Origin of the sequence: Bilifractor sp. LCP21S3_F8 (assembly GCF_052117805.1) — a bacterium.
Taxonomy (GTDB): Bacteria; Bacillota; Clostridia; order Lachnospirales; family Lachnospiraceae; genus Bilifractor.
In genome coordinates, this window is sequence record NZ_JBQKIK010000004.1 from 1 (window position 1) to 24615 (window position 24615).

Genomic DNA, 24615 nt, shown 5'->3' on the forward strand with positions numbered 1-24615 from the left:
CTCAGCGAAATGAAATTTCAGGATCTGTTCAACGGTGGCATCATTGTAGATGCGTCCGTTGCCGGTTTTCAGATTCTCGGCCAAAGCACCTTTATTGATCAGGCTGCTGAGCCGCAGATTTGTTTCAAACCTGTTGTTGAGTGTTTCTATGTACTGAGGTTCCAGAACCTCACGGATGAACTGCAAAGTGGTATAGCTGCCGAATTCAGGGCTTTTAGACAGTTCTGCGAAACGCTGGGCGGCTACCGGCAGGGATAGTGTGTCCAACATCTCATAGATATCAGTAGTCTTATTCTTCATTGCCAGCCTCCGTTTCCTGACGCTTCAGCAGGTTCTTAAGGGAATACTTGCTGTCATCATCTTTGTAGGCGCCGGATACGGCTGTTGCAGCATCTTCGTTGGGGCTACTCTGTGGCATTGTACTTTGCAACGGCTCTTTATGGTAAGTTGAGATTGTGTTACAGATATAGGAATAGTTGCATCTCCCAGCTAAAACGGCGTCTTTACAGCAACGTTCCAGGGCTTCCGGCGAGTACTTTTCCGCATACCGCAGAATACCAAAGCAGCTTCGGAATGACTGCACAGGATAAGCGTATTTCTGAATGACTGCATCGATCAAAGCACGGGTGCTGGGTCCGATAGCAGATGCTTTCTGTTGAAAATAAGGCACCGTCCAATAGCCATAGTCTTTGTATTCGGCAGGCATATCCGAGGGGATAATCACCCAGTCTTTCGGTGTGTAGCTCCGCTTATGCGTCCGGATGAAGTCACCGTGTTTGTTATAGACATAGATTTCTTTTTCCCCTGCCCGGATCTCGAGTTCCTGTCGCAGATATTTCCGGGGCATGCTATAATGGACCTTGTCGAAGGTGAAGGAGAAATCTTGTGCTACTTTAACAGTCTTTCGTTCAAGATATTCAAAACGGCTGGGCGGAAGAGGCAGGAGAGTCTCCTTCTCTTCTGTTGTAAAGAGATCGTACCGGGAATAGGTGAGTCCTTCAAAGGACTTCCGGTTCTCAGCATCCACCTTTTCCATCAGGACACGGTTTAAATCATCCAGCGAATAAAAAACCATATCTTCCATATCCATGAGGATGTGCATGGTAATGATCTTTACGTGGCCTTCCACAACTGGTTTCCAGCGGGGGGATTTCACTTTGGCAGGGGTTAAAACCGTATTGTTATGTTCTGCCCATGCCTGGAAATCTTTATTCAGGACAGGGCTGATCCAGTCCTTGTTCCGGGCAACTGCCACTTTGCAATTATCCGGGGTGATCGTCGGCGTCACGCCGCCAAAATAGGTCAGAGCATTATTATTGACCCGGATCCAGTTCCGGATATCGCATTCGGTCATTCCTTCAGCGTAAAAGTAATCACTGTAGGTGAGAGCAGCGATAAAGATCGTGACCTTTGTGGTCTCATCCGGGTTCCGGCGGTTATGCAGATAGAGCTGCTTCCCTGCATAGTCCAACTCGAGATTGACACCGGGATAACGCTGGATGTGAAAGGTCAGCTGTTTGGAATCAGCCCATTCGCTGTAACGCCTGCAGTACTGGCGATAGCTCATTGGCTTCTTTCCATCTACGACACCTATGGCATTGTATTTCTGCCACAGATGCTTCAGGGTCTCTCCTTTGCGGGCCAGAGCCTTGTAGACGGCTTCCTTGTTAAAATCCCGGTAGAGGAGCTGATCCGCCGATACACCAGGCTTTTTATAAAGCATGTTTCCGATGTATTCATTCGGGACATCTGCCGGTAAAGGGTATGAAAGTTCCGGATTCTCTCTGAAACGCTTCAGGAACTCGTTGACAGTTGTTTTGCTGCAGTCGCCGCAGCTTTCGGCGATTTCACGGCAGCTGAGATGGTTCACAAAGTGAAGCCTTAGTACTTTTTTGTAATCCATAGTAGGACCTCCAGATATAATATTTCTCCATTTTAAGGAGATGCGCTTATTATATCTGAAGATCTATTGTCCGGTTAATGTGTCCTTACTTGTCCGCTAATTATGTCTCAGACTGTCCGCCGAATATGGCACAGATGTCCGTTTAGCTCGACAATCTGCATTCATCCATAAACTTCAGATTTTCTTTGCTGAAATAGCCCCGATCCAGAATAAAACCAATGTTGTTGTACCCGTACCCTTTTGTCTTCGCGATCATGTACTGCAGCTGCGAAACGTCATTGATGCTTCCCGGATACTTCTCGTACATCAGTGGCTCACGGTTGTTCACATCGTAACCAATGGAATAATTAAAGATCGGCAGGTCGGCATCGACCTTCGCTGCGCCATACTCAATCATACTGATGTCACCGGCTTCACAATTCTTGTTTGTAGAATCGTAGGAGATATAGACCCGTTCACGTTTATTCCGTTCCTCATTCCAAAGATTCAGAAAGTTCTGTCGCTGATCTTCACTGAGATTCCGCAGGAAATCAGAAATCGTTGAATCACTGTAGATCCTCATATTTGGTGTGAAGAGTGGATGGTTATACACATAATCTGGATAGTACTGTGCCGCATTATTTTCTGTAATGACGGAATAGGCAGCCAGGTCAAGAATCAGCCCGCTGTTTCTGGCGCCAAAAGCAGCCTCTAGTTTCTCACCCAACCCAAGGCCCTTCACCACCTGATTGATCACTATATATGTGCCGGCTTTCAGTGCGCTGCTTCGGTCGGCATCACCACTCCCGTCACTCCGCAGCGGAACCTCAGCGGCTTCGGCTGAAAACGGAGCTTCTTCATCATCTGCGAAGGCAGAGAGCGGAGAAGATGCCGATGGAGAAGTAGCCGGAGAGAAGGCCGCTTCTGAAGACAGGAGCGGATTCTTCACACCGAACGACAGCATCGATTTCTCAAACGTGAAGATTGAGCCGCTCTTTGAGGAACAGGTCGATTTCGACACCTTCAGCAAGTTCGATTTCCGGGCGGTAAAGGTAAAGGAATGCTCAGCTGTTCCGAAGTCCAAGAAGCTTCTGAAGTTCGTCCTGGACGATGGAACCGGCACTGACCGCATCATCCTTTCTGGAATTCATGCTTATTATGAGTCGGAAGAGCTGGTCGGAAAGACCCTGATCGCCATCACCAATCTCCCGCCGAGGAAGATGATGGGCATCGACTCCTGCGGAATGCTTCTCTCCGCTGTGAACAACAAAAAGGACAGCGAAGACGAAGAACTTCATCTTCTGATGGTTGACAACCATATCCCGGCAGGCGCGAAGCTGTATTGATCCTGTGAAAATCACGGGAGGAAAACCTGCGGATTTTTGCAACAAATCCAAACTGATTTTTTGCAGTGACACCGGATTTACAGCATTTGTGCAACAAAAAGTCAAATGACGGTACATCGTAACAAATGACAGCATAAAGTCTGACGCACATCCCAGTTTCAAAAACCTTCAAGGCACTCCTTTTCAGAATCAATCTGAGAGGGGTGCCTTTTTGCGTGCAGACAGCAGGAAAAGTCATGAGTAATTGAATAATCACAACTAACGTGCTAATATAATAATCAATATTAGAACAAAGGAAGTGATACTTGTGCACGCGATTGAAGACCTTTTTACTGAAACGGGGATCATTACGGCATCAGATGCGGCAAAGAACGGCTTTGAAAAAGATGCTTTTTATCAATATGTAAAAGAGAATAATCTGGAGCGAATTGGTCATGGAATCTATATCAGGGAAGATGCGTGGCCCGATGAACTTTTTGTTCTTCACAAGCGCTGCCCAGCGGCAGTTTTTTCTCATGAGGAAGCACTGTATTATCACAACCTTACAGATCGCGAACCAACACAGCATACACTGACCATTTATACGGGGTATAACACAAAGCGACTGGTTGATAGCGGATGCAAAGTTTATACGGTGAAAAAAGATCTTCTGGATGTAGGGAAAGTCATTGTAAAGGATACTTATGAAAATGAAGTCCCGGTTTATGATGCGGAACGGACAATTTGTGACATCGTACGAAGCCGCAGAAATATTGAAATTCAGGAGTTCAATACGGCATTAAAGACGTATGCTCAAAGGAAGGATAAGGATCTAAACAAGCTGATGTCTTATGCACAATCATTCCATGTGGACAAAATGATCAGGCAATATATGGAGGTACTGCTGTAATGCCGCTTACGTCAGCACAATTAAAAGGCAGAATCAAAAGTCTGGCATCCAAAAATAACGCTGATGCCAGAAACCTTTTGCGGATTTATGCAATGGAACGCTTTTTGGAAAGGCTTTCCGTTTCGAAGTATCATGACAATTTCGTCATCAAGGGCGGAATTCTTGTGACAGCGATGGTTGGTATTTCTCAGCGCTCCACGATGGATATTGACACATCAATCAGGAACGAAAACCTGTCTGCAGAGGATACCAGAAAGATCATATCTGAAATCATGGATATTGATCTTGGCGATGAGATGACATTTTCAATCAAAGCTGTTGAAAACATCATGGATGAAATGGAATATCCCGGGATCAGGGTCCTGATGGATTCACTAATGGAGAAAATGATCATCCCGCTCAAAATCGACATCTCTACGGGAGATGTGATAACCCCGCGCGCGATGGAATTCAGCTATCATCTGATGCTGGAGAATCGTAGCATTTCTCTTTGGAGTTACAATCTGGAGACGATACTTGCGGAGAAGTTTCAGACTATCCTGGCTCGAGGCGTTTTAAACACCAGGATGAGAGATTTTTATGATGTCAGGGTGTTGCTCCAGCTTTATAGAAACAGAATTGATCGTGAGACCTTAATAGCAGCATTTACAGCCACCTGTCGGAAAAGAGGGACAGAATTGCTGTATGCGGATGCAGATGGAATTCTTTCAAATATTGAAAGCAGCGCTGCTCTCAAGAAACTATGGGAATCCTATCAGAAAAAATATTCCTATGCGGCAGACGTGTCGTTTGAGGAGACAGTAAAGAGTGTAAAATGGCTGTTGAAGAAACTTGCAAGTAACGATGAGTAAGTACCTTTGATGACAAAACAGAGTTTGTGCATGTAACTGAACAGATGCCAATTACTTTAGACCGATTGCTTTTCAACAAGAATGGCGTCGGTCTTTTTTTATGCCAAGGGAAATGGACGGATAACCTGTTCGGTGGCAATATAGATTTTTTGCAGATTGGAAAGATCACGTAGCATATTTCATCACCGATCGGATAAGTGAGAGTACCTCTCTGGATGCATGATTCGATACTTCGATTGTCAAGGTACCGGTTCGAATGACAGCATCCGGACAAAAACTTGTTGCCGAATCCGTCATCGTCTGATCGACAATGTTTTGGGGAGATGATGGAACGGCAATCTCTGCAAAAGTAACCTCGGGTTCCGGAGACAGCGCGGCAGATTGTACATCATAAGTTTCATGTCTCAACTGTCGCTGCCAGTAATAGAAGCTTTTAATGTTGATACCATTCTGTTCACACCAGGCCTTTTTTGTAATACCACTGGCATTACAGGTCTGAATGATATCAAGCCATTGTTGACGGCGAACGTCGGATGTGATCTTGTCCATCAATACCAAGCCTCCTTTGGAGAAGTCGAAAAAACCTTAGATTTATTCGACTCCATTATCGCAAAGGCTAGCTAGGTACAACAGGTACTGGCGGTTTACCGTTTACTTGCCACCTCTGAGTCCGGGTATCCTGCCTACGGAGCAACAGGCAAGGGCAAGATGGTTTCGCCGCAAAGACTTTACGAAGTCCTTGATCATGTGATAGGATTTGAAAAGGATCTGGTTGGCAAGCGGATCCTGGTCTCAGCCGGTCTTAGCCGGTCCCACCCGAGAGGCTTTGGATCCCGTTCGTTTTCTCACCAATCATCCCAGCGGCAGCATGGGATATGCTATTGCCGGAGTTGCGGCCGGCCAGGGCAGGCAATAAATACACGTGATGCGAGGCGTTCCTTTTGCAGTACTGATTTTTCGGATCGCTGCGCTGCATAAAATAATTCACGAGTTTTACAACGACAGACAAACCACATGACACAACGGGAAAGCAGAATGAAACTATACTTCGCACCGATGGAAGGAATTACCGGAAGGGTTTACAGACAGGTACATCGCCGGTTTTTCCCTGGGATAGATAAATATTATACGCCCTTTCTTTCCGTGACCAGAGATCTGAAGCTGAAGGGTAGGGACAAAAAGGAACTGGATCCGGCAGAAAATCCGGACATTTTTCTGGTCCCCCAGTTTCTCGGGAACGATCCGGAGGCTTTCCGCAAAGGAATTCAATACGCGGGAAAACTCGGGTATTCCGAGATTAATATCAACCTGGGGTGTCCTTCAAAGACTGTGACCGCCAAGAAGAAGGGATCCGGCCTCCTCGACGAACCGGAACTTCTGATAAGGCTTCTCGACGGTGTATTCGAAGAAACGGAACAACATTCTGACGGCAGATCTTCGAACTTCAAAGAGCCGAAACAGAATTCTTCCGGCAGATCCTCAAACTTCAAAGAGCCGGAACAGAATTCTTCCGGCAGATCTTTAGATCCGGACAGGAAAATGCAGATTTCAATCAAAACCAGACTAGGGGTCAGCGATCCGGAAGAGGTATTTTCTCTTCTGGAGATATACAATCGTTACCCCATTTCAGAGCTGACCATTCACCCGCGAGTGAGAGACGAGGGCTACCAGGGACGGGTACATCTGGATTACTTCGAAGAATGCCTTCGCAGATCAAAAAATCCGGTCTGTTACAACGGAGATATCCGGACAGTACGCGACTATGAGCAGATTGCAGAGAAATTTCCAGAAGTACATGCAATAATGATCGGTCGCGGACTCGTCGGAAATCCGGCGCTGGTGCGCGAAATCCGCGGAGGAGATTCTCTGACTGCCGAGGAGCTGAAGCTTTTCCACGATTCCATGCTGGAATCCTTCATGGATGCATTTCAGGGTGATGAATACGTGTCCATTCGGCATATGCTGGAGCTGTGGCCATTCATGAAAGAGAATTTCCCGGATTCTGACCGTCTGATTCATAAGCTTTATAAGACAAAAAGACTTTCAGAGTATCGGGCGGCTGCTGACAGAGTCTTCCGTGGATGACTCTGCGCGGCAGACCTCATTTCCGATAAAAGCAGCTTAATTTGTCAGCTTAAGTCAGAAGTACAAATGCAGATCGATGCACGCAGCATGAAAAATTGTAGAAAGGACTCAAAATTATGCAGGGAATTATGGAGCTGTTTTCCAATGCGGGGAACATCACATGGCAGATGGCTGTCATGTGGATCATTGGAGGTATACTGATCTATCTGGGCATTGTAAAAAAAATGGAGCCTTCTTTACTGGTACCAATGGGGTTTGGCGCAGTTCTGGTGAATCTCCCGATGTCGGGAGCAGTCACGCAGACAATCAATGGGGTACTGACACAGGGGCCACTCGATACTCTCTTCAATGCAGGAATTTCCAACGAGATCTTTCTGCTCCTGCTCTTTATCGGCATTGGAGCCATGATCGACTTTACGCCGCTTCTGTCCAATCCGCTGATGATGCTGTTCGGTGCAGCAGCCCAGTTCGGCATTTTTTTCACGCTGAGTCTGGCGGCCCTCTTTGGCTTCAGCCTGCAGGATGCCGCTTCCGTCGGCATCATAGGAGCGGCAGACGGACCGACCTCCATCTTTGTCGCCAACTATTTTCACTCCAGATACCTCGGAGCGATTATCGTTGCTGCCTACTCCTATATGGCTCTTGTGCCGATCATTCAGCCGCCGGTCATCCGGGCGGTGACGACAAAAAAGGAACGCGCCATGCACATGTCCTACAATCCGCAGAGTGTGTCAAAACCGGTGAAAATTCTGTTCCCGGTCTGCATCACCATCATCGCGGGAATTGTAGCACCGCGGTCTGTCGCCCTGGTGGGCTTTCTGATGTTCGGAAATCTCGTCCGCGAATGCGGAGTTCTGGATTCGCTTTCCGATACGGCCCAGCACTCCCTCGCCAACATCATCACTCTGATGCTTGGAATCACAGTGGCATCACAGATGCGTTCCGAAGACTTCCTCAATATCAGGACTCTGCTGATCCTCCTTCTCGGACTCATCGCGTTTATTTTTGACACTGTCGGAGGCGTACTCTTTGCGAAACTCCTGAACCTGTTTCTGCCAAAGAACAAAAAGGTCAACCCGATGATCGGAGCCTGCGGCATATCCGCCTTTCCGATGTCTGCCAGAGTCATCACCCAGATGGGCATCAAAGAGGATCCTTCCAATGTTCTGATCATGCAGGCCACAGGCGTCAATGTCTCCGGCCAGATCGCATCCGTTATCGCAGGCGGTCTGATCCTGAGCCTTGTACCGCTGGCATGACCGCGCGAACGTTTTTCTTAACGTTTTTCTTATAGAGTTTCACTTATAAATGCCCTCTCTTTGAACAGGCTGATGAAATTCCTGAAGAACTCAGCGGAAACATTGAAAAAACAGATACCTCTCTGAAGAGGACTCTGAAAGGAGATCGAAAATGAATACATTTCTTGGATCACTGAAGGTTATGGGCCTCGGGATGCTCGGAATCTTTATTGTCACCATTGTGCTGATTGTCATCATGATGCTTCTCACAAAGATCTTTCCCGCCAGGAAAAACGGCGCTGACAGCACAGAGGTTCCCACCGCGGAACAGAAAGCTGCCTGCAGTCAGACGAATGACACAGACCAGTGAATCATAGCCACACAAACAGTACAGACCGGTGAAACGCACTTACACAACGGCACAGACCGGTGAAACGCACTTACACAACGGCACAGACCGGTGAAACACACTCACACAAATGGCGCACACCGTTGGAACGCAGACAGAACCGCTTCGCGCGTAATACGCGCGGCGGTACTGTCTGCGTTTTTTTCTTATTCCTTTGAACAACTTCCTGCAAACAACGGAATCTCTCACCTGTGCTTTCGGTACACATCCATTGATCCGGCAGGAATAACACGCCTCACGGGAAGCCCGTAAATCAGTAAATAATGCACAAAATATGTTTCTATAAAGCTGATATTTATGTTATAATTTTAAGATCGATCATTTAAAGGGGCATATTGTACATGAATAATGACGAATTCAAAGTGATTGAAGTCAAGAGCCGCATTCTGGAGGACAATGACAGCATCGCCGATGCTGTACGATCCAGAATGAGAGAGAAGGGAGTCTTTCTGATCAATCTCATGGCCTCACCGGGAGCCGGCAAGACAACACTTCTTGCGCGCACGATCCGGGAGCTGAAAGACACATACCGCATCGGTGTGATGGAAGCGGATGTGGACAGCGACGTAGATGCAAGGACGGTGGCAGAAGCCGGCGCAAAGGTCATTCAGGTTCATACCGGAGGCTCCTGTCACATGGATGCCTTGATGACACAAAAAGGCCTTGATGAGATGGGCGTGGACGGCCTGGATCTTGTATTTCTCGAAAATGTCGGTAATCTTGTCTGCCCGGCAGAGTTCGATGTGGGTGCGGATAAGCGGGTGATGATTCTCAGCGTGCCGGAAGGCGATGACAAACCGCTGAAGTATCCGCTGATGTTCCAGGTAAGCGACTTACTTGTGGTCAGCAAGTCGGATACGGCAACGATCTTCGATTTTGATTTTGACAGGCTCCGCGAAAATGTCTCCGCACAGCGGAAAAAAGCAGACCGGCGCTCAGCGGAGATGCCGGTTCTTCCTCTTTCAGCAAAGACGGGAGAGGGCTTTGGTGCCTGGATCAGCTGGCTGAAGCGGGAGGTGAATGCGCGATGAAGGTAATCGAACTGCACGAGAGCGTAACCGCGTCAAATGACCGTGATGCAGAAGCACTTCGTGAAGAGATGAAGAGAAGAGGGACGCTGCTGATCAATTTGATGAGCAGTCCGGGTTCCGGCAAGACGACACTGCTGGCGCGAACGATCCGCGATCTCCAGGGCGAGTGCAGTGGCGATGCTGGAAACCGAAGAGCGGATGACAAGCTGAAGATCGCCGTGCTGGAGGCCGATATCGATTCCGATGTGGATGCCAGGCGGATAGACCGTCTGGGAGCGAAGACAATTCAGGTCCACACCGACGGCATGTGTCACATGGACGCAGGAATGACGGCAAGGGGACTTGATGAACTGGGATATGAGGGCATCGATCTGGCTTTCCTGGAAAATGTCGGAAACCTGATCTGCCCGGCCGAATTCGATACCGGAGCAGGAAAAAGTGTCATGATACTCAGCGTCCCGGAGGGCGACGACAAACCACTGAAGTATCCGCTGATGTTCCGAACCAGCGATGCGCTCGTCATCTCCAAGATTGACGCGCTGCCATATTTTGATTTTGACATGGACGCCTGCGTACAGCGGGCAAAAGCTCTTCATCCCGCAATACAGATCTTTCCCGTATCCGCGAAAACCGGAGAGGGGATGGCTGCATGGGAGGAATGGCTTCGAAACGCCGTAGATAGCTGGAAATCCGGCGTCTGAAGCACTTATGACCGGAGATATCCTGTATCTGAAAACCTGATGACCAGATATCCTGTGTCTGAAGTCCTCATGGCCAGATATTCCGTGTCTGACTTATATCTAAGCGTCTGATTTACACAGCCGCCGGATCAGAAACAGTGCCGGCTTTCGGGGGAATGCCGCGCACAAGAGAAGAAAAGGAGAGGATTTTATATGAACGAACAGAAGAACCGAATGACGAACGAACGTGATTACCGGCTTCCGGAAAATTTTGTCTATCCGGACAGAGAAAAGCTGAAGCTGCTGATTCGTCTGGCTGGTATGATTACGGACCGTTATGTGGCAAAATACACCCATACCATTCGTCCGGACGACCCGGAGGTCTGGTGCCTCGATGAGGTCATGAACAAGGATGAAGTAAAGTTCATGCTCAGTTTCAAGAAACCCAGGACAAACTACAGCCACGCGCAGCTCGTGAAAATGAACCCTGCGTTTACAGAGACGCAGATCAATCAAATGCTGGAACACCTGATGTGGGTCGGCTGCATTGAGACGAATCGTGAGAACCCGGCAAAAGAGCTGTGGTACGATGTGCCGATTTTTGTTCCGGGCATCGCCGAGTTCATGGTCATGAACGATAAGCTGATGGCAGAGCACCCGAATATCGCGACATTTTTTAACCTGATGACCCAGATGCCCCTGGAGGGCATTACGCCCATGGTTCCCATGGGCGGCGCGGGCATCGGCATGCATGTCATCCCCGTAGAAAAAGCGATCGAATCCGTTTCCACATCCGTACCGCTTGAGCACATCTCGCATTGGCTGGATAAATATGAGGGCAAGCTTTCCATCGGTGTCTGCACCTGCCGCCGGCAGCAGCGGATCCGCGGAGAGGGCGACGGTTCCATCGAGCAGGAGTGCTGCATCGGCCTTGGCGATCTCGCTGAGTGGTGCGTGAATACCGGCCGCGGCCATTATATTACGAAGGAGGAGGCGCTGGAGGCCTGCGAGAGGGCAGAGCGGCATGGCTTTGTCCATCAGACAACAAATATTGACGGCGAAGATAAAATCGTCGGACTCTGCAACTGTGCGCCCGGTGTCTGCAATGCGATCCGCACCTCTCAGCTCTACAATACCCCCAATATGTCCCGTTCCGCATATCGTGCGCATGTAAAAAAAGAAAACTGCGTAGCCTGCGGAAAGTGTGTGGAGGTATGTCCGGTCGGCGCAGCCAAACTTGGTCAGAAGCTCTGCAAAAAGGACGGAAGTGAGGTGAAATACCCGCTGACGCTGCTGCCGGATGAAACCCGCTGGACCGCTGACAACTGGAACATTCATTACCGGGAGGACGCGAAGATTAATTGTTATGACACCGGAACTTCCCCCTGTAAGACAGCTTGTCCGGCGCATATCGCGGTGCAGGGCTATGTGAAAATGGCAAAAGAAGGCAGGTACGAGGACGCGCTGAAGCTGATCCGTCAGGATAATCCGTTCCCGGCTGTCTGCGGAGCCATCTGTAACCGCCGCTGTGAGGATGCCTGCACGAGAGGTACGGTGGACAGTCCTGTCGCGATCGACGAGATCAAGAAATTCGTCGCGCAGCAGGAGATCGATCCCGCTTTCCGCAAATCTATCCTTCCCGTATGCGAGCGTGACGAGGGCGGCTTCTGGGACGATAATTATAAAATGGCAGTGATCGGCTCCGGTCCTGCCGGCATGTCCTGTGCTTATTACCTCCGGACCAAAGGATATCCGGTCACAATTTTTGAAAAAGAAAAAAAGCCCGGTGGAATGCTCACGTACGGCATGCCGTCCTTCCGTCTCTCAAAGGATCTTGTCGATGCAGAGATCGATATGCTCCGCGAAATGGGAATTGAGTTCCGCTGCGGTGTAGAGATCGGAAGGGATGTCAGCATAGCCGATCTCAGAGCGCAGGGATATCGCGCCTTCTACGTATCCATTGGTCTCTCAGGCGGCAGAAGCGCCGGTGTGCCCGGAGAGGATGCCGCGGGTGTAGAGTCCGGTATAGGCTTCCTGAATCGCGTGAATCGCGATCACAGCGTAAAACTGACCGGAGATGTCGTGGTGGTAGGCGGCGGCAACGTAGCCGTCGATGTAGCAAGGACAGCACAGCGTACGACAGACGGACACATCACCATGATCTGTCTGGAAGGCGCAGATGAAATGCCTGCCGCTGCCGATGAGGTTGAAGACGCAAAGGCCGAGGGCATTGAAGTGAAGAACGGATGGGGTCCGAAAGAGATCCTGACAGAAGATGGAAAGGTAACCGGCGTTGTGTTCAGGAAATGCACCCGGGTCAAGAACCCCGACGGACGCTTTGATCCCCAGTATGACGAAGAAACGACAATCACCGTTCCCTGCAAGAACGTACTGGAGGCAATCGGCCAGTCTGCTGTCTGGGGCGATCTTCTGAAAGGTACAAAAGCACAGACACGGCGAGGCGGCACCATTATCTGCGACCCGGTTACCTTCCAGACCGGAGAACCGGACATTTTCGCCGGAGGCGATATCAACCACGGCGCCCGTTTCGCCATTGACGCCATTGCCGACGGCAAGAAGGGAGCGGAATCTATGCACCGCTTCGTACATGAAGGTCAGTCTCTCACGATTGCCCGTGATCTCCGGGAATTCATCGAGCTCGACAAAGAGGATATCACCGTTCCTCTCGGCTATGATCATGCCAAACGCTGCGTCCCCGGATCCCGTAAGGTCGAGGACCGTTTCGACGATACAAGACTTCCGCTGACCGAAGAGCAGGTACATCAGGAGGCGGACCGCTGTCTCGGATGCGGCGCAACAACAGTCGATATCAACCGCTGCATCGGATGCGGCCTGTGCACCACCCGCTGTGAATTCGATGCGATCCATCTGGAGCGGGACCTTCCGGACTGCAGCAGCTTCTTCCGTTCTGAAGATAAGATGAAGGCGATCGCGCCTTATGCAATGAAGCGGGAGATTAAGATCATCCGAAAGGAAGCCCGCGAAAAAAAGGCAGCGCGCAGGTGACGGAGAACGGCTATGCATGAAATGGGAATCGTAACTCATCTCGCGAAGACACTGGATGATCTCGCAAAGGAACAAAACATTACGAAAATCGGTTCTGTCACACTGCAGGTCGGAGAGGTTTCCGGCATCATGACGGACTATTTCACCGACTGCTGGGACTACTTCAAGGTGCGCCATCCCGTATTAAAGTCGGCAGAACTGAAGCTTGAGACGATCCCTGCAGTGACCTGGTGCAATCACTGCAGAAGAACCTACCCGACCGTAGAGTACGGCCGGGAATGCCCCTACTGTCAGAGCGGAGAGACATGGCTCCTCAGGGGAAATGAATGTATCATTAAGGAAATCGAGGCCGAGTAAATCAATTAAATTCGGTTCACACAAGAAGAAACCGGAAATCTGAAAACGAGATAAAACTCGCTGCGCGAGTTTTATCTCGCTATCGCGACGCTCGCCGCACACGAATACTTCGCATTCGGCTGCGGCTCACTGTTCGCGTAAATAAAAAAGGGTCTATCCTCACAGTGATCGCAGGAATTATCAGTATTATTGCTGCCGCGTTTATTATAGATGCTGTACTGGTCGGACTTAGCAAAATGTAATATAATACACAGCAGGCAGACTTGCCTGCCTGCGTGAACGAGATAAAAGTCCCGAAAAGGAACGGTTGACAAATGGAGCAGCTTCGGATAGGCATATGTGAAGATAATAAGGAATCACGCGTCCGGCTTCTGAATATGGTGACGGATTCCGCAGAAAAAATAACCGCAGAGGCGTTTGAAAGCGCTGAAGATCTGCTGGATCATTTTTTTCCCGGGAAATTCGATCTTCTGATACTTGACATCTATATGGAACGGATGACCGGAATTGACGCGCTGGAACAGATCCGCAGAAAAGATACACGCGTAGTGGCAGCCATTGCCACAACCAGTCAGGATTTTGCGCTGGAATCCTATCGTCTTCGTGCCGCCCGTTATCTGGAGAAACCTGTAAAACCGGAGGATATCCGGGAACTGATCCAGGATGTTATTCACAAGAAGGAATCTGAGCCTCATTTCGAATGTGAATCGGTACGTGAGAGGATACGAGTGCCTTTTGACTGCATTCTCTTTGCAGAACAGAGAGGGAAAAGCATCTGTCTGCACATGGATGACGGAAAAGAACTGATCTTCCGCGGAAAACTGGATGACGAGATAAACAAATTCCCGGAGAAGTATTTTTTCCGCTGCCATAAGAGCTTTCTGGTCAACCTCTCGAAGATTTGCGGTATAGACCGCGAGCTGCTGACCTTTGTCATGCAGGGCGGCGAACAGGTTCATATTCACCGACAGGGTTTTTTTGCCGCAAAAAGAGCATATGAACATTATCTTTTTTCCATTGCTGAAGGATGGAAACAGGAAGGACAGGGGGCGGACGAGTAGACGGATGCCGTTCCCTGGAAGAATGGGATGAAGCGGCATGTCCTATGAAGCTGAATGATCCGATCCGGGCATAGTTAAATATGCAATAAAAAAACACCCCATCCGTCAACCCATCAAAATTAAATTTTCCCTTGACGAAAATAAAAAATTTGCTATAATAAAGTGAGTGCAAAAATACCCAAACAGTTGTATTTAGCACAATCTTACAACTGGAGGGAGGTTAGGTTTGGGCATATGGCAAACGTTATCGTAAAAGAGAACGAAACACTGGATAGCGCGTTACGTCGTTTCAAGAGAAGCTGCGCTAAGGCTGGAATCCAGCAGGAGATCCGTAAGAGAGAGCACTACGAGAAGCCGAGTGTTCGTCGCAAGAAGAAATCCGAAGCAGCAAGAAAACGTAAATATAATTAATTTGCACATGAAAAGCTCTGACATGTAAATGCCAGAGCTTTCTTCGTTTTATTCATATTCATGAAAAGATACAAAGATACCCGCTACAACCTCAATCTCAAAAAACCCGGACTTCCCTCAGGCACGCTTACCGTCTGCTTTTTCACTGACATGCACAATTGCTGCAGTCCTGAGGAAATCTCCCGCATCGAAACCATTCTGCAGAAAAACCGCCCGGATCTCATTCTGTGCGGCGGAGACAGCATTATCGGGAAGCCCGGATACCCTGTCGCTCCCGCGGCTGATTTTCTCACCTGTCTTGCCGGGAAATGGGCCTCTGTTCATGAGAACGGAGATCCTGCAGGAAATATCTATCTCGCCATGGGCAATCACGAATATCGCACACGGATCTACCCGGAGGTGTACGGCGACATGTATACCCGCTACCAGCGCGCTCTGCAGCAATCCGGACACCTCATTCTGCTCCAGAACGAATCGCGCGGGTTCACCGTGCACGGCCTCCCGGTCTGCATCTGCGGCTTCAGCATGGATCGCCGCTACTATGGCAGAATCCATCACGAAAAGCTCCCCTGTTCCGCGATTACAGAGGCTTTCCGCACAGATCAGAATCCCGGGACGCCTCCTGCAGACCGGATCAGTATTCTTCTCGCACACAACCCATCCGGTATGGATGCCTATCTGGAATGGGGCGCTGATCTGACTCTCTGCGGACATTACCACGGGGGAGTCGCACGTTTTGGAAAGCACGGAGGGCTGATCAGCCCTGATCTCTGTCTTCTTACCGGAAAAGCCTACGGCTTATTCCAAAAAAACGGAAAAAGTGTTATAGTAAGTTCCGGCTGCGGAGAACACACCATCCCCGTCAGGATCAATAATCCGAGGGAGATCGTGACCGTAGTAATTCATGTAAATGAGAATTCTCAGTCCTGACAGCTTTCATTCAGAAAGGAAATCTCTTCGAAGTGGCAATATCTGTAAATCTCCAGGTATTTCAAGGTCCTCTGGATCTTCTCCTGCATCTCATTGACAAAAACAAAATAGATATCTATGATATTCCCATTTCTGAAATTACCGATCAGTATCTGGAATATGTCCGGCAGATGGACCACGAAGACATGAATGTCACCAGTGAATTCATGGTGATGGCGGCAACGCTGATCGACATCAAATGCCGGATGCTCCTTCCCAGAGAGGTCGATAAAGAAACCGGCGAGGAGATTGATCCGCGCGAAAACCTCGTTCAGCAGCTTCTTGAATACAAGGAATACAAGGAGATTTCCAGGCATCTGCGCGAATATGCGGAAGATGCGGGAGAGCTCGTCACGCGAAGGCAGCACCTTCCGAAGGAGGTGGCACGCTATTCGCCGCCGGTAGATCCGGCGCAGCTTCTGGACGGCGTCACACTGGAAAGGCTTCACGAAATCTTCGAATTCGTCCTGAAACGGCAGAAGGACAAAATCGACCCGATCCGGAGTAAATTCGGCCATATTGAAAGAGATGAGGTTTCTCTCCCCGACAAGCTGGATTATGTCCAGATCGTGACCCGCAAGAAGAGAAAAGTCTCCTTCCGGAGACTGCTGGAAAAACAGCCGACGAAAATGAACGCTGTCGTTACGTTTCTGGCAGTGCTTGAGCTCATGAAACTCGGCAAGATTCACTGCACCCAGGATGAGCTCTTCGGCGATATTGAAATTGAATCCCTGGAGAATGAACACGAAACCGCCCTCGCCGGAGACGCCTACCGGGAGGACGCAGGCAACAAACCTTTTAATGAACTGTTCTGAGAAAATGGTAATTGCAGATGGCAGAAGAAATAGAAACAAAAAAAGCAAGCGAAAATAAAGAAACAGACCCGGATACTACACCTGAAACAACAGCTGATACAGCTCCCCGTTCCGAACCCGGTCACTCAGCGGATTCCTCCCGGCAGTCCGCTCCCGATATGCGTAAGGATACCGGATCCGGTCCGGAAAACTCCGACTCACAACATTCCGCTCCCAATATGCGTAAAGATACCGGATCCGGTCCGGAAAACTCCGACTCCCGGCAGGACGATAACCTTCGCTTCACCGAAACGGAGGACACAACTCTGGAGGGAGCCCTTGAGGCTCTTCTCTTTGCGATGGGAGATTCCGTTGAGCTGTCGCGTCTCGCCTCTGCCGTAGGCCGCACCTCCTCGCAGACCGAGAAGGCTCTGCGCTCCCTGCAGGAAAGACTGAGCCGGCCGGAATCCGGCATTCAGCTTCTCGATCTCGACAACTCCTGGCAGCTTTCCACAAAGAAACAGTATTACGGCCAGCTGATCACGCTCGCCAGACATCCAAAGAAACCCCAGCTTACCGATGTCATTCTGGAGACCCTCTCCATCATCGCATACAAACAGCCGGTCACAAAGGCGCAGATCGAACAGATCCGCGGCGTCAGCTCCGAGCACGCGGTCAACAAGCTTCTGGAATATGATCTGATTCAGGAGCTCGGACGCCTTAATGTTCCGGGCCGGCCGATTCTTCTGGGCACCACAGAAAAATTTCTCCGCTACTTCGGTGTGGAATCGACAGATCAGCTCCCGGAGCTCAGTCCCGGACAGATCGCGGACTTCAAGGCGGAAGCAGAAGCGGAGGCCGATGTGCGCGTAGACGTCTGAATGGCTCTGAAAAATTCATAAAAATCAGAACTCCCAGCCGGATTTCATTCGTTAAAAAGGGGGTGTCGCACGAATCTGGTGCGGCACCCCCTTTTTCTTTTCTTATCTTTATTCTGTCTGGGTTTTCGAAGAGCTGTTCTGTTATGATACCGGATAAGCTGCGGATTGCTCCTTGCTTCGCACTCCCGCAATCCTTAGCCAGTGAACCAACTATATTTATATGCGTACGTGCTGCTCAATACCTTGTGTGTGCTGGAATTTGACTGAACCGCTACCTTTATCATGCTGTCTTCATTCAGATCCTGATCATTTACCATCAGCGTCTGGTTGTTCACATAGATCGTATCGTTGTCCAGCTTTCCGTCAATAACCGCCTTACATGACTGTGTGAAATTTTCACCGCTGATGTAATACGTTCCGTTCGCCAGCTTTGTAATTCCATTTATAACAATCGGCTTCACGCCCAGCCGGAGATCGGACTTTTTAAACGGATTTGTCTTGTTGTACACATATCGTTTTCCGTACAGTATATCGTACTGAAGCGTCTGCATGTCGAAGGTATAGCTCTCGCTGTTCTGCATCGTCTGCTGATACCGAAACATCACGCCGTCATGAATATCAAGCTTGTCAAACAGATCCGCTGCCGCCTGATATGCTGTGATATCTTTACTTTCCCTCTTCAGGCCGATATTGTCCCACAGAAGGTAATTGGTCTGGTAGATCGAACCGTAATTCAGATCCTCATCGGAAAGGCCCATCGTTGGGAGATGATCCCCGTAGAACAGAATCACTGCAGGTTCACCCCGGTTCTCCACATCCTGAATCAGGTCCGCGATGAACTGATCCTCCTCGTGTAGCTGATTCACGTAATACTCCCACGCGGCGTTCTCCGCGTCTGTGTCAGTCCCCGTCACTGTAATCTCCGGATTATCAATGATATGCTCACTCGGATAGGAGCCATGAGGCTGAACAGAAACAGTAAAGACAAAATCCTTCCCGGATGTGGAATCCAGCGCGTCGTTGATCGGAGTGATCAGATTCTCATCGCGCATCCATCCGTTCTCATTCACGTCATTCTGCGTGTCCATGTACTCGCCCGAAGTAAACGTATCGAATCCGAAATCCGCGTACACCTTGCGGCGGCTGTAAAAGTTCGCCTCATTGTCATGGACCGCATGCGCGGAGAATCCCAGATTTTTCAGCACGGTAGCCGCACTCTCACAGGTTTCTTCCCTGAGGATGCCCTTATAAGGATACTCACCGGCTCCGAAGAACCGCATGCTCATTCCGGTCAGGGTCTCAAATTCGGTGTTCACCGTGCCGGCACCCACGACCGGCACCTGATACAGACCGGAGGTGTATTCCTTTTCCAGCTTATGCCAGTTCGGAAGCGGGTCCTCGGAGAACGTGAGATTTTTCATACGGGTCGGGTCAAAAAATGTCTCGCACTGCACAATAATAATATTCGGAAGATTTTCCGTATCCGAGGTGGTTTTCTCCTCATCATGCTCATCCGCAATGATCTGATCCACCATCGCCTTGGAGTAATTATCCGGCTTTGATATTCCGGTATCCAGAACCGTAACCGTCAGACAGTACGGAAAACCGTAATCCTCATACGCATAGGCAATGTTTTCAAAATAAGCGGAAAGCAGGCGCACATTCACCATCTCCCGGGTCAGTCCCCAGAAACCGAAGCAGGAGAGTACAATCCCGATCAGCACCGGAATCCTGTGCGTCTTTCCCTGATAGCGCGGAGAGCGGCACAGCAGCACAATAAGACCAGCCACAAGAGCAATGATAAGCGCGTATATCACACCGATCTCCCAGCCGGACAGATACTTGGTGACTACAGAAGCTCCTTCGCTCAGCGCCGTCAGATCAGGTCCGGTCAGCGGTGTCACACGGTTCGCCAGCAATATGCTGTTGCTGATTCCAAGGAGCATCCAGAAGGTCAGAACCAGTATTCTCCAGAAGGTTCGTCTCCGGAACAGAAATACGATCAGTGAACTTAGAAAGATCAGCAGTGTATTATACAGGAAAACCTTGGTGTGATCATCCAGAAATGTTACCGCCGCCCCGAAGGAATGTCTCGACAGCGCCTCAATAAGCAGATATCCGAAAAACGATGCGGCAAAATGAAAAATAAGGGCATAGCGGTTCAGAAACTGCACCAGTTTCGGATGCCGCGGCGGTTTTGGTTCCGGCCTTACTGCCTTCAGAAACCAGTGCTTCCCCTTTCCGAGGACTTCCTTTATACTCATAATTTCCTCCGTTCCAGACATCTGTTATGTGCATAGACAAATTCTTTCTGCTCAGCTTCTGCGTTTCAGCAGCTTGCTCACGTAAGCTTATGCATATCGGCAGATTTTTCACGTGAGCTTCTGCGTTTCAGAAGCTTGCTCACGTAAGCTTCTGCATTTCGGCAGATTTTTCACGTGGCCTTCTGCATTATGGCAGATTTAACATGTCTGGCGCAATGATTTAACCCAGTGATTCAACACTTTTAACTTGACAACGAACCATCATAACAGTTTTACCGGAATTTGTCGATGTACGAAGTCCTGAAAGTACTGGCCAAAGAATGCTGAATATCAGGAAAAATTCATGAAAAAACGGCTGGAACAACAGCCGTTTTTCTTGAACATCGCCTCCTTATGAAATATTATTAATATATCCGTATTTGTAAACCCGTATCGGTAAACCTGTATCTGTAATATTCGTATTCACCATTAACTTATTTCGGGAGAAAGAAAATGTCTGAACAAAACAACACTGCAAATCACAGGAAGAAGCAGTCAAACCCAAAGGCACTCATCCCCATCCTGGTATTTCTCGTCCTGTACCTGGGATCTGGTATTTATTTTGAATATATCCACCCTGTTAAGGGAGAAATGGGCTTCTATATCATGTCTGTCGTCGTGGCTTTTGGTCTGGCGCTGATCGTCGCCTTTCTCCAGAATCCTTCTCTTTCCTTTGATGAGAAGATCCATATCTGCGCCAGAGGAATCGGCGATGACAACATCACGATCATGCTCTTTATTTTCCTGATGGCAGGCGCTTTCAGCGGAATTGCCAACCAGGCGGGCGGAGTGGAGAGTACCGCCAACCTGCTTCTGAATATCATACCGGGCCGATTTGCCATTCCCGGTCTTTTCGTCATTGCCTGCCTGATTTCCATGTCAATGGGTACCAGTGTCGGCACGATAACCGTACTGGTGCCGATCGCCGCTTCCGTCGCAAAAACAGCCGGGTTTTACCTGCCTCTCTGTGTCGGTACCGTCGTGGGCGGTGCCATGTTCGGAGACAATCTCTCCTTCATTTCCGACACGACGATTGCGGCCACCAAGACACAGGGCGTTGAGATGAAGGATAAATTCCGCGCGAATATCCGGATCGCCCTCCCGGCCGCCGTACTCACGCTGGCAATTCTCTGCGTCATTGCCCTGAACGGCGGAAAAGCCGAACTCGGAAATTATCCTTTCCAGTTCGGCCTTGCGCTCCCATATTTTGCGGTTCTTGTCATGGCCCTTCTCGGAACCAATGTCTTCGTTGTCCTTGGAGTCGGGATTCTCCTGTTCCTGATCATGGGCGGTCTGCTCGGAGAACTCAGTTTTGCCACCGCGTTTTCCTCCATGGGTACCGGCACATCGTCGATGTTCGAAACCATGATCGTCACCATTCTTGTCGCCTCCATCAGCGCGCTGATGGAAGAGTACGGAGGCTTTGAGGCGATCCTGGAGCTGATCCGGAAATTTTCCCACAGCAAGCGGGGTGCCATGTTCGGCATTGCCTTTCTTACCGGCCTGATGGATATCGCGACAGCAAACAATACCGTTGCCATCGTCGTCGCCGCGCCTATCGCAAAAACCGTAAGCACCGAATATCAGATACGGCCGCAGAAGACCGCGTCCCTTCTGGACACCTGCTCCTGCATCTTTCAGGGCATTATCCCCTACGGCGCGCAGCTTCTGATTGCAGCCAGCCTCTCCGGAGTCTCCACCGTATCGATCATTCCTTATTTATTCTATCCCTTCCTGCTCCTGATCTTTGTGGTTCTCTCGATCGTTTTCGACAGGAGCTGAGCAGCCGCGGTCCCTCCCACCTTCCCTGGCCAGGCCTGTGCTGCTTGCGGCCCTTCTCATCAGTATTGGTTCAGGCCCCGCTCCTGTTTACGGACTTTTCGTCTATCACGTTTTCAGACTGCGCTGCTTGCGGTTCTTCCCGTATGGATTGACGTCAGACTGTAGGCATCAAGCACCTGCTCGAGATCGCCTGCTGTCATCAGCTTTTCCTGAAGCACCAGCTCCTTCACCGGCACGCTGGTCTTCAGGGATTTCTTTGCGATTTCCGCGGCTTTCCTGTATCCGATATACGGATTCAAAGCAGTGGCAATTCCAACGCTTGCATTCAGAAGCTCCCCGCATCTTTCCTCATTCGCTGTGATTCCATCGATGCAGTTCACACGCAGCGTGTTCACCGCGTGCGTCAGCTCAGAAACAGAGTCAAACAGATTGTAGAACAGAACAGGCTCAAACGCATTCAGCTCCATCTGCCCGGCTTCTGCTGCCATGGTGATGGTCGTATCATTGCCGGCGACCTCAAATGCCACCTGCGTCACAACCTCGGGAATTACCGGGTTGACCTTTCCGGGCATGATCGAAGATCCGTTCTGCATCGCCGGAAGAGAGATCTCGCCGATTCCCGCCCGTGGTCCGCTGGAGAGCAGACGAAGGTCATTGCACATCTTGGAGAGGTCAACCGCACAGGTTTTCAGTCCGGAGGAAATCGTCACGAAGCTGTCGAGATTTTCGGTCGCGTCAAACAGATCCGCTGCCTGCGTAAGCGGATAACCGGTGATTTTTGCAAGTGTCGGGACAATATTGTAAAAATAAAAATCGGAGGTATTGATCGCGGTACCTATGGCTGTCGCGCCCATATTCACCGTGTAGAGTTCTTTCTTGAGATGCAGAAGACGATCGCGGTCTCTGGAAACCATCGATGCATAGGAATGGAAGGTCTGACCGAGACGCATGGGGACAGCATCCTGGAGCTGTGTGCGTCCGATTTTGAGAATATGATCAAATTCTTCAGATTTTTCAGAGAGGCTGTCTGCAAGCGCTTCCAGCTCACCGTCAAGGACGGAGAGAAGATCGAGAGCAGTCAGCTTGCCGCATGTCGGAATCACATCGTTGGTTGACTGGCACATGTTCACGTCATCATTTGGATGAATGACGGAATAATCGCCTTTTTTGCCTCCAAGCAGCTCGATTGCCCTGTTGGCCACAACCTCATTCGCGTTCATGTTTGCACTGGTTCCGGCTCCGCCCTGAATTCCGTCCACGATGAAAGACTCTGTAAGCCTGCCTCTCATGATCTCACGGCATGCCTTTGCGATGGCATCTGCCTTTTCCGGCTTCAGCTTTCCGCTTTTCTTGTTTGTCTCGGCCGCCGCGAGCTTGATTCTCGCCAGGTTCCGAATAAACAGGGGATGGAGTCCGGTGCCGGTGATCGGAAAATTCCTCTTTGCCCGAAGAGACTGCACTCCGTAATAGGCATCCTCCGGCACCTCCAGTGTGCCGATGGAATCAGCTTCCAGACGAGTTCCTGCTGCGATCTTCTCAAAAATCTCCATGATGTTTCCCTCCAAATGTCCTGAATGAAATTTGAGCACTCATTAAACTTTTCGGACGTCTTCACCGACTGTCCTTCCGGATGACGCGAGAATAGCACCCTGAAAACCCGATGTAAATATCTTAAGTTGAAAAGATTGAAAGAGAAGAAATCCAGGGCGTTCTCACGAAATAAATAAAGTTAATTTCCGTTATGACGAATAATATAAAGCCGTTTGTAAACTTCTCACTTGCATCTGACGCCGGAAGGTTTATAATTAGGGCAGTACAGAGAGGTACCAGCTGAAAAGATCAGCCGGTGCCTCTTTTTCTATTTCCCTGGATTCCACGGATGGATTGCTGTTCTGTTTTGTGAATGGATTTTCTTCCTGAATTTTGTAGATGGATTATTTTCCTCAATTTCTTTGTAGATGGATTATTTTCCTCAATTTCATGGATGAACTTCTTTTCTGAATTTTATAGATGGAATTTTTTCCTGAATTATGTATTTGGATGGATTTCGTGGAGGTGAAATTTTGAAAAAGCTGGATGCCATCGACATCAAGATATTGAATATCCTGCAGAAAGACGGCAGAATTCCTCTCAAAGATCTGGCAGCAAAGGTTTTTCTGTCCTCGCCCTCCGTCTCTGCAAGGCTGGAAAAGCTGGAGGAACAGGGCGTGATCCTGGGATATCACGCACAGATCAACCCTATGATGCTGGATTATCATATCAAAGCGTTCATCAATCTGGAGGTCGAACCAAATCAGAAACCGGAGTTTTATCCCTATATCAAGTCGATCCCGAACGTGGTGGAGTGCAACTGTGTGACGGGTGATTACTCGATGCTCATCGAGGTCATGTTCCAGAGTACGACAGAACTGGATCATTTCATCAATGAGCTCCAGAAATTCGGCCGCACCAAGACCCAGATCGTCTTCTCAACCAGCGTGGAGCAGAGGGCGGTACCGGTTCACACTTCCCCGTAAAATAAAAATAGGCCCACATCTGTCATCGCCCTTGATTTACGTTTTGATTTTACATTTTGAATTTACGTTTTAGATTTTCATTGACTGCATTTCCTGTGATGGA

22 protein-coding genes and 2 pseudogenes are annotated in these 24615 nt (G+C 49.4%); 18 read left to right on the forward strand and 6 right to left on the reverse strand.

Annotation, left to right across the window (positions count from 1 at the left end; translation table 11 throughout):
* From ACTQ3A_RS02965 to ACTQ3A_RS02975, 3 genes and pseudogenes are all read right to left on the reverse strand, one after another.
* Window positions 1-300: pseudogene (locus ACTQ3A_RS02965) on the reverse strand (ATP-binding protein); the annotation flags it as partial.
* Window positions 290-1903 (reverse strand): Mu transposase domain-containing protein, encoded by a 1614-nt coding sequence (locus tag ACTQ3A_RS02970; RefSeq protein ID WP_441101564.1) that lies wholly within the window; start codon window positions 1901-1903, stop codon window positions 290-292. The gene ACTQ3A_RS02970 and the pseudogene ACTQ3A_RS02965, both read right to left, overlap by 11 nt.
* A 142-nt stretch (window positions 1904-2045) precedes the next feature.
* Window positions 2046-2639 (reverse strand): IS1634 family transposase, encoded by a 594-nt coding sequence (locus ACTQ3A_RS02975; RefSeq protein WP_441495236.1) that lies wholly within the window; start codon window positions 2637-2639, stop codon window positions 2046-2048.
* A gap of 178 nt (window positions 2640-2817) precedes the next feature.
* Here ACTQ3A_RS02975 and ACTQ3A_RS02980 point away from each other — a divergent pair.
* The 3 genes and pseudogenes from ACTQ3A_RS02980 to ACTQ3A_RS02990 all read left to right on the forward strand — a co-directional run.
* Window positions 2818-3228 (forward strand): annotated as a pseudogene (locus ACTQ3A_RS02980) (lysine--tRNA ligase); the annotation flags it as partial.
* 307 nt (window positions 3229-3535) lie between these two features.
* The gene (locus ACTQ3A_RS02985; RefSeq protein ID WP_441494005.1) at window positions 3536-4117 is read left to right on the forward strand and encodes a type IV toxin-antitoxin system AbiEi family antitoxin domain-containing protein; all 582 of its coding nucleotides are present in this window, start codon (window positions 3536-3538) and stop codon (window positions 4115-4117) included.
* On the forward strand, window positions 4117-4968 hold the full coding sequence (locus ACTQ3A_RS02990; protein ID WP_441494006.1) for a nucleotidyl transferase AbiEii/AbiGii toxin family protein: 852 nt from the start codon (window positions 4117-4119) through the stop codon (window positions 4966-4968). The genes ACTQ3A_RS02985 and ACTQ3A_RS02990 overlap by 1 nt, the downstream gene beginning before the upstream one ends.
* Window positions 4969-5133: 165 nt before the next feature.
* On the opposite strand, the gene tnpA is transcribed toward ACTQ3A_RS02990, so the two are convergent.
* Window positions 5134-5517 (reverse strand): IS66 family insertion sequence element accessory protein TnpA, encoded by a 384-nt coding sequence (gene tnpA / locus ACTQ3A_RS02995; RefSeq protein WP_441494007.1) that lies wholly within the window; start codon window positions 5515-5517, stop codon window positions 5134-5136.
* Window positions 5518-5740: 223 nt separating this feature from the next.
* On the opposite strand from tnpA, the gene ACTQ3A_RS03000 reads away from it, so the two are divergent.
* From ACTQ3A_RS03000 to scpB, 13 genes are all read left to right on the forward strand, one after another.
* On the forward strand, window positions 5741-5884 hold the full coding sequence (locus ACTQ3A_RS03000; RefSeq protein WP_441494008.1) for a phosphopantothenoylcysteine decarboxylase domain-containing protein: 144 nt from the start codon (window positions 5741-5743) through the stop codon (window positions 5882-5884).
* A gap of 140 nt (window positions 5885-6024) precedes the next feature.
* Window positions 6025-7053 carry a tRNA dihydrouridine synthase gene (locus ACTQ3A_RS03005; protein WP_441495237.1) on the forward strand — a complete coding sequence of 343 codons (1029 nt, stop codon included), beginning with the start codon at window positions 6025-6027 and terminating at the stop codon, window positions 7051-7053.
* A 125-nt stretch (window positions 7054-7178) separates the two neighbouring features.
* A complete protein-coding gene (locus ACTQ3A_RS03010; protein WP_441100417.1) occupies window positions 7179-8312 on the forward strand; it encodes a sodium ion-translocating decarboxylase subunit beta in 1134 nt (377 codons plus the stop codon).
* Window positions 8313-8463: 151 nt separating this feature from the next.
* Window positions 8464-8661, forward strand: a complete 198-nt coding sequence (locus tag ACTQ3A_RS03015) for an OadG family transporter subunit (RefSeq protein ID WP_441100300.1) — start codon at window positions 8464-8466, stop codon at window positions 8659-8661.
* 380 nt (window positions 8662-9041) lie between these two features.
* Complete coding sequence (hypB, locus tag ACTQ3A_RS03020) at window positions 9042-9731, forward strand: hydrogenase nickel incorporation protein HypB (RefSeq protein ID WP_441494010.1); 690 nt, start codon at window positions 9042-9044, stop codon at window positions 9729-9731.
* Entirely contained in the window at window positions 9728-10432 is a 705-nt protein-coding gene (gene hypB / locus ACTQ3A_RS03025; protein ID WP_441494011.1) for a hydrogenase nickel incorporation protein HypB, read from the forward strand. Before hypB (ACTQ3A_RS03020) ends, hypB (ACTQ3A_RS03025) begins: the two co-directional genes overlap by 4 nt.
* A 213-nt stretch (window positions 10433-10645) precedes the next feature.
* Window positions 10646-13438, forward strand: coding sequence for an FAD-dependent oxidoreductase (locus ACTQ3A_RS03030; RefSeq protein WP_441494069.1), 2793 nt, complete (start codon window positions 10646-10648; stop codon window positions 13436-13438).
* A gap of 12 nt (window positions 13439-13450) precedes the next feature.
* A complete protein-coding gene (locus tag ACTQ3A_RS03035) occupies window positions 13451-13795 on the forward strand; it encodes a hydrogenase maturation nickel metallochaperone HypA (protein ID WP_441475174.1) in 345 nt (114 codons plus the stop codon).
* A 314-nt stretch (window positions 13796-14109) separates the two neighbouring features.
* A complete protein-coding gene (locus ACTQ3A_RS03040) occupies window positions 14110-14856 on the forward strand; it encodes a LytR/AlgR family response regulator transcription factor (protein ID WP_441494012.1) in 747 nt (248 codons plus the stop codon).
* A gap of 234 nt (window positions 14857-15090) precedes the next feature.
* A complete protein-coding gene (rpsU, locus tag ACTQ3A_RS03045) occupies window positions 15091-15267 on the forward strand; it encodes a 30S ribosomal protein S21 (RefSeq protein WP_004602251.1) in 177 nt (58 codons plus the stop codon).
* A 60-nt stretch (window positions 15268-15327) separates the two neighbouring features.
* A complete protein-coding gene (locus ACTQ3A_RS03050) occupies window positions 15328-16197 on the forward strand; it encodes a metallophosphoesterase (RefSeq protein ID WP_441494013.1) in 870 nt (289 codons plus the stop codon).
* A gap of 32 nt (window positions 16198-16229) precedes the next feature.
* The gene (locus ACTQ3A_RS03055) at window positions 16230-17051 is read left to right on the forward strand and encodes a segregation and condensation protein A (RefSeq protein WP_441494014.1); all 822 of its coding nucleotides are present in this window, start codon (window positions 16230-16232) and stop codon (window positions 17049-17051) included.
* A gap of 218 nt (window positions 17052-17269) precedes the next feature.
* The gene (scpB, locus tag ACTQ3A_RS03060) at window positions 17270-17911 is read left to right on the forward strand and encodes an SMC-Scp complex subunit ScpB (RefSeq protein WP_441494070.1); all 642 of its coding nucleotides are present in this window, start codon (window positions 17270-17272) and stop codon (window positions 17909-17911) included.
* Window positions 17912-18105: 194 nt separating this feature from the next.
* On the opposite strand, the gene ACTQ3A_RS03065 is transcribed toward scpB, so the two are convergent.
* The gene (locus tag ACTQ3A_RS03065) at window positions 18106-20175 is read right to left on the reverse strand and encodes an LTA synthase family protein (RefSeq protein WP_441100293.1); all 2070 of its coding nucleotides are present in this window, start codon (window positions 20173-20175) and stop codon (window positions 18106-18108) included.
* Window positions 20176-20667: 492 nt separating this feature from the next.
* On the opposite strand from ACTQ3A_RS03065, the gene ACTQ3A_RS03070 reads away from it, so the two are divergent.
* Window positions 20668-21996, forward strand: a complete 1329-nt coding sequence (locus ACTQ3A_RS03070; RefSeq protein WP_441100292.1) for a Na+/H+ antiporter NhaC family protein — start codon at window positions 20668-20670, stop codon at window positions 21994-21996.
* A 113-nt stretch (window positions 21997-22109) separates the two neighbouring features.
* Here ACTQ3A_RS03070 and ACTQ3A_RS03075 read toward each other — a convergent pair whose 3' ends face one another.
* Window positions 22110-23546 carry an aspartate ammonia-lyase gene (locus ACTQ3A_RS03075; RefSeq protein WP_441100291.1) on the reverse strand — a complete coding sequence of 479 codons (1437 nt, stop codon included), beginning with the start codon at window positions 23544-23546 and terminating at the stop codon, window positions 22110-22112.
* A 522-nt stretch (window positions 23547-24068) separates the two neighbouring features.
* On the opposite strand from ACTQ3A_RS03075, the gene ACTQ3A_RS03080 reads away from it, so the two are divergent.
* Entirely contained in the window at window positions 24069-24512 is a 444-nt protein-coding gene (locus ACTQ3A_RS03080; protein WP_441100414.1) for an Lrp/AsnC family transcriptional regulator, read from the forward strand.
* Window positions 24513-24615 lie beyond the last annotated feature (103 nt).

What these genes read in the sequence shown, in the direction of transcription:
- ACTQ3A_RS02970 (WP_441101564.1), bottom strand. Translation starts at nt 1,903, where the DNA reads ATGGATTACAAAAAAGTACTAAGGCTTCACTTTGTGAACCATCTCAGC.
- ACTQ3A_RS02990 (WP_441494006.1), top strand. Translation starts at nt 4,117, where the DNA reads ATGCCGCTTACGTCAGCACAATTAAAAGGCAGAATCAAAAGTCTGGCA.
- tnpA (WP_441494007.1), bottom strand. Translation starts at nt 5,517, where the DNA reads ATGGACAAGATCACATCCGACGTTCGCCGTCAACAATGGCTTGATATC.
- ACTQ3A_RS03005 (WP_441495237.1), top strand. Translation starts at nt 6,025, where the DNA reads ATGGAAGGAATTACCGGAAGGGTTTACAGACAGGTACATCGCCGGTTT.
- ACTQ3A_RS03015 (WP_441100300.1), top strand. Translation starts at nt 8,464, where the DNA reads ATGAATACATTTCTTGGATCACTGAAGGTTATGGGCCTCGGGATGCTC.
- hypB (WP_441494010.1), top strand. Translation starts at nt 9,042, where the DNA reads ATGAATAATGACGAATTCAAAGTGATTGAAGTCAAGAGCCGCATTCTG.
- hypB (WP_441494011.1), top strand. Translation starts at nt 9,728, where the DNA reads ATGAAGGTAATCGAACTGCACGAGAGCGTAACCGCGTCAAATGACCGT.
- ACTQ3A_RS03030 (WP_441494069.1), top strand. Translation starts at nt 10,646, where the DNA reads ATGACGAACGAACGTGATTACCGGCTTCCGGAAAATTTTGTCTATCCG.
- ACTQ3A_RS03035 (WP_441475174.1), top strand. Translation starts at nt 13,451, where the DNA reads ATGCATGAAATGGGAATCGTAACTCATCTCGCGAAGACACTGGATGAT.
- ACTQ3A_RS03040 (WP_441494012.1), top strand. Translation starts at nt 14,110, where the DNA reads ATGGAGCAGCTTCGGATAGGCATATGTGAAGATAATAAGGAATCACGC.
- rpsU (WP_004602251.1), top strand. Translation starts at nt 15,091, where the DNA reads ATGGCAAACGTTATCGTAAAAGAGAACGAAACACTGGATAGCGCGTTA.
- ACTQ3A_RS03050 (WP_441494013.1), top strand. Translation starts at nt 15,328, where the DNA reads ATGAAAAGATACAAAGATACCCGCTACAACCTCAATCTCAAAAAACCC.
- scpB (WP_441494070.1), top strand. Translation starts at nt 17,270, where the DNA reads ATGCGTAAAGATACCGGATCCGGTCCGGAAAACTCCGACTCCCGGCAG.
- ACTQ3A_RS03065 (WP_441100293.1), bottom strand. Translation starts at nt 20,175, where the DNA reads ATGAGTATAAAGGAAGTCCTCGGAAAGGGGAAGCACTGGTTTCTGAAG.
- ACTQ3A_RS03070 (WP_441100292.1), top strand. Translation starts at nt 20,668, where the DNA reads ATGTCTGAACAAAACAACACTGCAAATCACAGGAAGAAGCAGTCAAAC.
- ACTQ3A_RS03075 (WP_441100291.1), bottom strand. Translation starts at nt 23,546, where the DNA reads ATGGAGATTTTTGAGAAGATCGCAGCAGGAACTCGTCTGGAAGCTGAT.